General features: G+C 40.4%; 8 protein-coding genes. 2 read left to right on the forward strand and 6 right to left on the reverse strand.

Annotated features, from left to right (window positions below; translation table 11 throughout):
- Positions 1 to 12: 12 nt before the first annotated feature.
- The 6 genes from mnmG to rpmH form a co-directional block, all read right to left on the reverse strand.
- Positions 13 to 1902 (reverse strand): tRNA uridine-5-carboxymethylaminomethyl(34) synthesis enzyme MnmG, encoded by a 1890-nt coding sequence (mnmG, locus tag LD028_RS10870; RefSeq protein ID WP_077429086.1) that lies wholly within the window; start codon positions 1900 to 1902, stop codon positions 13 to 15.
- A gap of 11 nt (positions 1903 to 1913) precedes the next feature.
- Complete coding sequence (mnmE, locus tag LD028_RS10875) at positions 1914 to 3299, reverse strand: tRNA uridine-5-carboxymethylaminomethyl(34) synthesis GTPase MnmE (RefSeq protein WP_237811825.1); 1386 nt, start codon at positions 3297 to 3299, stop codon at positions 1914 to 1916.
- A gap of 170 nt (positions 3300 to 3469) precedes the next feature.
- On the reverse strand, positions 3470 to 4087 hold the full coding sequence (jag, locus tag LD028_RS10880; RefSeq protein ID WP_077429085.1) for an RNA-binding cell elongation regulator Jag/EloR: 618 nt from the start codon (positions 4085 to 4087) through the stop codon (positions 3470 to 3472).
- Complete coding sequence (gene spoIIIJ, locus LD028_RS10885; protein ID WP_237811826.1) at positions 4084 to 4851, reverse strand: YidC family membrane integrase SpoIIIJ; 768 nt, start codon at positions 4849 to 4851, stop codon at positions 4084 to 4086. Before spoIIIJ ends, jag begins: the two co-directional genes overlap by 4 nt.
- A 64-nt stretch (positions 4852 to 4915) precedes the next feature.
- Positions 4916 to 5254: a ribonuclease P protein component gene (gene rnpA / locus LD028_RS10890; protein WP_144330101.1), complete on the reverse strand. Its 339-nt coding sequence runs from the start codon at positions 5252 to 5254 to the stop codon at positions 4916 to 4918.
- 63 nt (positions 5255 to 5317) lie between these two features.
- The gene (rpmH, locus tag LD028_RS10895; protein WP_003397591.1) at positions 5318 to 5452 is read right to left on the reverse strand and encodes a 50S ribosomal protein L34; all 135 of its coding nucleotides are present in this window, start codon (positions 5450 to 5452) and stop codon (positions 5318 to 5320) included.
- A gap of 468 nt (positions 5453 to 5920) precedes the next feature.
- Here rpmH and dnaA point away from each other — a divergent pair, with 468 nt between their 5' ends.
- The gene (gene dnaA, locus LD028_RS10900; protein ID WP_006321150.1) at positions 5921 to 7264 is read left to right on the forward strand and encodes a chromosomal replication initiator protein DnaA; all 1344 of its coding nucleotides are present in this window, start codon (positions 5921 to 5923) and stop codon (positions 7262 to 7264) included.
- Between the two features lie 156 nt (positions 7265 to 7420).
- Positions 7421 to 8557 carry a DNA polymerase III subunit beta gene (dnaN, locus tag LD028_RS10905; protein ID WP_012573778.1) on the forward strand — a complete coding sequence of 379 codons (1137 nt, stop codon included), beginning with the start codon at positions 7421 to 7423 and terminating at the stop codon, positions 8555 to 8557.
- Positions 8558 to 8652: the final 95 nt, after the last annotated feature.

An 8652-nucleotide genomic window follows, 5' to 3' on the forward strand; every position in this document is an offset into this window, starting at 1 on the left:
ATTCATCCCTCTTTATTCATTTGACACACGTGCGATTTTTCCCTGCTCTAAATACACTAATAAAATCGAAATGTCTGCCGGATTGACTCCCGAAATGCGTGACGCTTGTGCAATGGAAAGCGGACGAACTTGTTTTAGTTTTTGACGCGCCTCTGTCGCCAATCCTGTAATCGCATCGTAATCAATGTCTTCTGGAATTTTTTTATTTTCCATTTTCTTTAATTTTTCAACTTGTTGTAGCGATTTTTCAATGTATCCTTCGTATTTAATTTGAATTTCTACTTGTTCTGCTACTTCAGGATCAATTGGCTGTTCCGCTGGTGCAATCATTTGAATGTGCTCGTACGTCATTTCTGGACGTTTTAACAAGTCAGCTGCGCGAATGCCGTCTTTTAACTCGCTTCCCCCGACATCTCGAATAAGTTGTTGTACTTGTGGGGTTGGCTTAATGATGTAAGATTTTAAGCGTTTCTTTTCCGCTTCGATCGCTTCTTTCTTTGCGACAAACTTCTCATATCGCTCTTGTGAAATTAAACCAATTTTATAGCCAATTTCCGTTAAACGTAAATCGGCATTGTCGTGACGTAATAAAAGACGATATTCTGCACGTGATGTTAGCAAGCGATATGGCTCGTTCGTTCCTTTTGTCACAAGGTCATCAATTAAAACACCAATATATGCTTCTGAGCGGCTTAAAATTAACTCCTCTTTTCCAAGCGCTTTACAAGCGGCATTAATGCCGGCAATAAGACCTTGACCAGCTGCTTCTTCATATCCAGATGTCCCGTTAATTTGGCCTGCTGTATATAATCGTTGAACAACTTTTGTTTCTAACGTTGGCCATAGCTGTGTTGGAACGATAGCATCATACTCAATCGCATAACCAGCACGCATGAGCTGTGCCTTCTCTAGCCCCGGTATTGTCGCTAACATTTGACGTTGAATATGCTCCGGCAAACTTGTCGATAAACCTTGTACATATACTTCCTGCGTATGTCTTCCTTCTGGTTCAAGGAAAATTTGATGACGTGGTTTATCATGAAAACGGACGATTTTATCTTCAATTGATGGACAATAACGCGGGCCTGTCCCTTTAATCATTCCTGAATACATCGGTGACAAATGTAAATTTTCATCGATGATTCGGTGCGTTTCTTCTGTCGTATAAGTGAGCCAACAAGGAAGTTGGTCGGTAATGTATTGTTTCGTCTCATAGGAGAACGCTCGTGGCACGTCATCTCCCGGCTGAATTTCTGTTTTGCTGTAATCAATCGTATGGCTATTTACACGCGGTGGTGTTCCTGTTTTAAAGCGAACTAATTCAAAACCAAGTTCCTCTAAATGCTCTGAAAGTTTAATCGATGGCTGTTGATTGTTCGGACCGCTTGAATATTTAATGTCACCAATAATAATTTCACCGCGTAAAAACGTTCCTGTCGTAATAACGACAGCTTTAGCATAATAGCGAGCACCTGTATGCGTAATGACACCTCTACATACACCGTCTTCTACGATTAATTTTTCTACTTTTCCTTGTAATAACGTTAAATTCTCTTGGTTTTCTAACGTCTTTTTCATTTCTTGTTGATATAAAAATTTATCTGCTTGTGCACGCAACGCTCGCACCGCAGGTCCTTTTCCTGTGTTCAACATTCGCATTTGAATATGCGTTTTGTCGATGTTTTTCCCCATTTCTCCGCCCAATGCGTCAATTTCCCGAACGACAATCCCTTTTGCAGGTCCGCCGATTGATGGGTTACATGGCATAAAAGCGATCATATCGAGATTGAGCGTAATCACTAGCGTACTTGCTCCCATGCGTGCAGCAGCAAGCGCCGCTTCACATCCGGCATGACCGGCACCGACGACGATGACATCATAAGATCCTGCCTCGTAATGCATAAACACCCTCCTTATTTTCCTAAACAAAATTGTGCAAACAATTGATCAATCAAACTTTCGTGCACCGTATCTCCAACGATTTCACCTAACAATTCCCATGCTCTCGTTAAATCAATTTGCACGATGTCGATCGGCATCCCCGCTTCGATGCCGTGAATCGCTTCTTCTATCGCTTTTTTTGCTTGCGTCAACAATGCAATATGACGCGAGTTTGATACATATGTTAAATCGCGCGCCTCTACATCTCCACTGAAAAACAATGAGGCAATCGCCTCTTCAAGTTGCTCGATCCCTCTTTCCTCTAAAAGAGATGTCGTAATAATTGGTAACCCTTGCGCCAATTGCTTCACTCGGTCCATATCAATTCGCTTCGGTAAGTCTGTTTTATTAACAACAACAATGGCGTCCATTCCTTTGACCGCTTCAAACAACTGCTCATCTTCTACTGTTAACGGCTCATTGTAGTTAAGTACGAGCAAAATTAAATCAGCTTCTTTTAACACTTTCCGTGACCGCTCGACTCCAATACGTTCGACAATGTCTTCTGTTTCACGAATGCCCGCTGTATCTAGCAAACGGAGCGGTACACCACGAACATTTACATATTCCTCAATGACATCACGTGTTGTGCCTGGAATATCCGTCACGATCGCTCGATTTTCATGAGCTAAACTGTTTAACAACGATGATTTTCCAACGTTCGGACGACCGATAATCACTGTCGCTAGTCCGTCTCTTAACACTTTTCCTTGTTGTGCCGTTTGTAACAGCCGCTCAATTTCATTTTTCACTTCCGTTGCCTTCTCAAGCAACAGTCGATGCGTCATTTCTTCGACGTCGTCATATTCTGGATAGTCAATATTTACTTCGACATGTGCCAACGTTTCTAAAATCGTTTGGCGCAAGCGACGAATCAGTTTCGATAAACGACCTTCCATTTGATTCAATGCAACAGCCATGGCACGATCTGTTTTGGCACGAATAAGATCAATGACCGCTTCCGCTTGAGATAAATCAATACGTCCGTTTAAAAAAGCTCTTTTTGTAAATTCTCCAGGTTGCGCTAGACGAGCTCCACACGCTAACACGAGTTGAAGAACGCGATTGACGGAAACGAGCCCCCCGTGGCAGTTAATTTCAACAACATCTTCACGCGTAAATGTCTTTGGAGCCTTCATTACCGTAACCATCACTTCTTCAATCGTTTCTTTCGTCTCCGGATGTACTATGTGTCCATAATGAATTGTATGAGATGGGACGTCTTTTAGCTTCTTTCCCCCTACACCAACAAACAGTTGATCAACAATTTTTATCGCTTCATCCCCGCTTAAACGGACGATAGCAATCGCCCCTTCACCCATCGGGGTCGAGATCGCTGCAATTGTATCGAATTCCACGCTATTCACCTTCTTTCTTAAAACAAAATTATCCACATCTATATCATTCGTGTTTTATTCACAATGGTAATCAAATAAATTTTAACTTATCCACATGTGAATAACAACATACACACTACGTTTGAATTTACAAAAAAAATTCTCTAGGAACGACTTCCCCTAGAGAATGTTTATCTTTTTAGTGAAATAACGACATGACGATGCGGTTCCGTCCCAGCTGAAAACGTCTGTATTCTATCGTCATCACTTAGCGCCGTATGAATGACTTTTCGCTCCCATGCACTCATCGGTTCTAACGAAATATCTTTCCCCGTTTGTATCGCTTTTTTCGCCATATTTTTCGCTAAACGAACAAGTGTTTCTTCTCTTCGTTTTCGATATCCTTCCGCATCAATAACAACGCGAAGCGGACGATCCGTATAGCGATTTAACACTCCTTGCGCCAATAATTGTAACGCATTCAACGTTTGGCCATGCTTTCCAATCACCCGTGCAACCTCTGGACCTGAAAGCAAGACGACGAGATGTTCATCTTTCTGTTCGAAAGCGAGATGGACACGCACACCCATCTGCTCAATAACATGTTTTAAAAACGATTTGACACAATCAAACGGATGACGGATCACAATCTCCACGATTGCTTCTTGTCCACCGAACAAACCAAGAAACGGCTTTTTTTCTTGTTGCACAACAACAATATCGACCGCTTCTTTCGACAAATGTAATTGCGCTAACGCTTTGTCCACTGCCTCTTCTACCGTTTGGCCCCTCATCGTGATTCGTTTCACTTTCCTGTTCCCCCAGCTTGTTTCGTTGCCTTTAAGTCTGGTCCTTTAATGAAATACGTCTGTGCAATCATAAACAAGTTTCCAACTACCCAATAAAGCGAAAGTGCTGCTGGGAAGTTGATCGCAAAAACAACGACCATAATTGGCATTAACCAAAGCATCATCGCCATTTGTGGATTTTGCTGCTCGGTGCCAGCCATCATCATCTTTTGCTGAATAAATGTTGTGACCCCTGCGACAAGTGGCAAGATGAAAAACGGATCTTTTTCACCTAAGTCAAACCATAAAAAATTATGGCGTGCAATTTCTTCTGTGCGCATAATAGCATGGTAAAATCCGATTAAAATCGGCATTTGAATAAATAGCGGCAAACAACCAGCTAACGGATTGACACCGTGTTTTTGGAAAAGTAACATCGTTTCTTGTTGGAGCTTTTGCTGCGTTTGCGCGTCTTTTGAACTGTATTTTTCGCGAAGTTTTTGTAATTCCGGTTGCAACGCTTGCATCGCCTTAGAATTTCTCGTTTGTTGAATCATTAACGGCAAAATAGCTAAACGAATCAAAATCGTAACGACGATAATACCTAAACCGTAATTAGAACCAAATAACTCAGACGTGTATGTAATTAACCAGGATAGCGGATAAACGATATATTCGTTCCAAAATCCCTTACTCTCCGCCGTAATAGGTTGGTTAATTTCCGAACATCCTGCTAATACAACAGCAAGAAGTAAAAACAGCCATGCGACCTGCCTTTTTTTCACTCGTTTTTTCCCCCTTACTTTATACATTCCATGAAATATTTTAGCATATCGGTCGAGCAAACATTTAATGAAAAACGTTTGCTCGTCTTAAAACGTGCAATAAGCTTTTTTTCGTCTCTTCATACTCCATCGTAGCTACCGGCATTCGCGCAATAATAACATAGTCTTTCCCTATCTCAATTCGATCGCGCTCTTCGTGAAACACTTGGCGAATATATCGTTTCACACGATTCCGAACGACCGCTTTCCCTATTTTCTTGCTAACGGACAACCCGATGCGAAAATACGGTTGCTCTGGTTTATCGAGAACATACAAAACAAACTGCCGATTCGCCATCGATGTTCCTTTTTTAAATACTTCTTGAAATTCTTCATTCTTTTTTATGCGATATTTTTTTTTCATGTGCTTTCATCACACCTCAATTGTCACTCCCGTTAGAAAAAAGACCACTGATCGTTCAGTGGCCTATGCAGATAATACTTTTCTTCCTTTACGACGGCGGCGAGCAAGAACTTTTCTTCCGTTCTTTGTGCTCATACGCGCACGGAAACCGTGTACTTTGCTGCGCTTCCGTTTGTTTGGCTGATACGTTCTTTTCATATATGACACCTCCCTGAGGAATAACTGTTAAAAGACAGTCTTTCTAATTATAGTGAGAAATTTAGAGAAATGTCAACTACTCCGGGAGTATCTTTTTTTGAATATATTGTGATTATGGATGTGGATAATTTTTTTGTCGCTTTTTCTGTATCCACAACATTTATCGACAAGTTTTTCACATCTTATAACCTTGTGGATAAATTTTTTTCACAACTTTTTTATTTTGTGGATAATTTTTAAAAACCGTTGCAACATATGTATTTATCTGCTATTATATTGTTGTTTTTACTCTGGATAATGGTGTGCATTTTTTTCTTTATCCACAAAATGTGGATAATGTGTGGACAGTCCCATCCACATCCTGTGTAAATATTTGTCCACAATCGGTGAAAACTGTCGAAAAAAATTTTTTTATAGACAAAGTTATACAAAAGTTAAACACCCGCGCGGAGAAGGAGGGAGAGCGGCGTGGAAAATATTTCGGACTTATGGAATAAAGCATTGGCCGAAATTGAGAAAAAAATTAGCAAACCGAGTTTTGAAACATGGTTAAAATCAACGACTGCACATTCGTTAAAGGGCGATATCCTTATTATTACCGTCCCAAACGAATTTACAAAAGACTGGCTCGAATCTCGCTATACCCGGCTGATCGAACAAACACTTTATGACATTACCGGAGAAGAATTAAAGATTAAATGTACCATCCCTAATCATCAAACAACGGAAGAATTCGATCTAAAGCCGACAAGCAAACCGCGCAAACACGATGACGAACAAACAGAATTTCCACAAAGCATGCTCAATCCGAAGTATACGTTTGATACTTTTGTCATTGGATCTGGAAATCGCTTTGCTCATGCTGCCTCTTTAGCTGTGGCAGAAGCACCGGCCAAAGCATACAACCCCCTTTTCATTTATGGTGGTGTAGGCCTAGGCAAGACGCACCTCATGCACGCAATCGGTCATTACGTTCTTGAACACAACCCATCAGCGAAAGTCGTTTATCTATCTTCTGAAAAGTTTACAAACGAATTTATTAATGCCATTCGTGACAACCGTCCGGATGATTTTCGTAACAAATATCGCAATGTGGACGTGTTACTAATAGATGATATTCAGTTTTTAGCTGGGAAAGAACAAACACAAGAAGAGTTTTTCCATACATTTAACACGCTTCACGAGGAAAGTAAGCAAATTGTTATATCGAGTGACCGACCTCCAAAAGAAATTCCGACGTTAGAAGACCGCCTTCGTTCACGTTTTGAATGGGGCTTAATTACAGACATCACCCCTCCTGACTTAGAGACAAGAATCGCTATTTTGCGCAAAAAAGCGAAAGCGGAAGGATTCGACATACCGAACGAAGTGATGTTGTACATTGCTAATCAAATTGATTCGAACATTCGTGAATTAGAGGGGGCGCTCATTCGAGTCGTTGCTTACTCTTCTTTAATTAATAAAGAAATTAACGCAGATTTGGCAGCTGAAGCATTAAAAGATATTATTCCGAGCTCCAAACCAAAAGTTATTACGATCCAAGATATTCAACGCGTTGTCGGGGAGCATTTTAATGTAAAACTCGAAGATTTCAAGGCGAAAAAGCGGACAAAATCTGTTGCTTTTCCAAGACAAATTGCAATGTATCTTTCACGCGAACTGACGGACTGTTCGCTCCCGAAAATTGGTGAAGAATTTGGAGGGCGTGACCATACGACTGTTATCCATGCCCATGAAAAAATTTCAGCTCTCATTCAGACTGACGTTCAATTGCAAAAACAGCTGAAAGAAATTATGGAGAAACTGAAATAATGTGAATAACTACTTTGTGCTTGTGCACAGTCTGTCCACATGTGGATAGTCTGTGCTTCCTTTGTTTTACTCACTTATCCACATAATCACAGCGCCTATTACTATGATTAATAGTTTTTTAAAAAAATATAATTAATAATTAGGGAGGTTTTCTTTGTGAAAGTTATTATCGATCGCGAGCACTTAGTGAGAAGCGTGCAAGATGTTATGAAAGCTGTATCATCCCGAACGACCATTCCTATTTTGACTGGAATTAAAATTGTCGCTTCTGAGCAAGGAGTTACATTGACAGGGAGCGATTCAGATATTTCGATTGAATCGTTTATTCCAGCGGAGGAAAAGGATCGTATTATTGTTGACGTCATTAAACAAGGAAGCGTAGTTCTCCAAGCGCGATTTTTTAGCGAAATTGTTCGTAAACTACCGAAAGAAACCGTACAAATCGAAGTAAAAGATCAATTTGTCACAACAATTCGTTCCGGAAAAGCCGAATTTCACTTAAACGGATTGGATCCAGAGGAATATCCGCGCTTACCACAAATTCAAGAGGAAAACATGTTTAAAGTTCCAGCTGATTTGTTAAAACATGTAATTCGTCAAACTGTATTCGCAGTATCGACTTCAGAAACACGGCCGATCTTGACAGGTGTAAACTGGCGAATTGAAAATAATGAACTGACGTGTATTGCAACAGATAGCCATCGGCTAGCTATGAGAAAAGCAAAAGTAGAAACGGAATCAGAAGCGTACTTCAATATCGTCATTCCGGGAAAGAGCTTGAACGAACTAAATAAAATCCTCGAAGAGTCGAATGAACTTGTGCACATTGTCGTGACAGAAAATCAAATATTATTCAAAACAAAACATTTGTTGTTTTTCTCACGTTTATTAGACGGGAACTATCCGGATACGTCTCGACTTATTCCAACAGACAGTCAGACAGATGTGATTGTAAAAACGAAGGAGTTTCTACAAGCGATCGACCGTGCATCTTTATTAGCGCGTGAAGGAAGAAACAACGTTGTTCGTTTATCGACACTAGCCGACAAAATCGTTGAAATTTCTTCGAACTCACCTGAAATCGGAAAAGTGGTTGAAGAAGTGCAGTGTGAACAAGTTGAGGGAGAAGAATTAAAAATTTCTTTCAGCGCAAAATATATGATGGATGCACTAAAAGCGTTAGAAGGGACAGAAATTAAAATTAGTTTTACTGGTGCAATGCGACCATTTTTAATTCGTCCGCTTCATGACGATTCGATGCTCCAATTAATTTTACCTGTGCGCACATATTAAAAGCTGCTAGATGAACTAGCAGCTCAGCTTGTCGACAAAGTCGACAAGCTGTTTTAATATATAGGTATAAGGGTATAGGAGGGGGAAATCGGATG

Source organism: Anoxybacillus sp. LAT27, from assembly GCF_022030075.1.
In the GTDB taxonomy this organism is placed as follows: Bacteria; Bacillota; Bacilli; order Bacillales; family Anoxybacillaceae; genus Anoxybacillus; species Anoxybacillus kestanbolensis.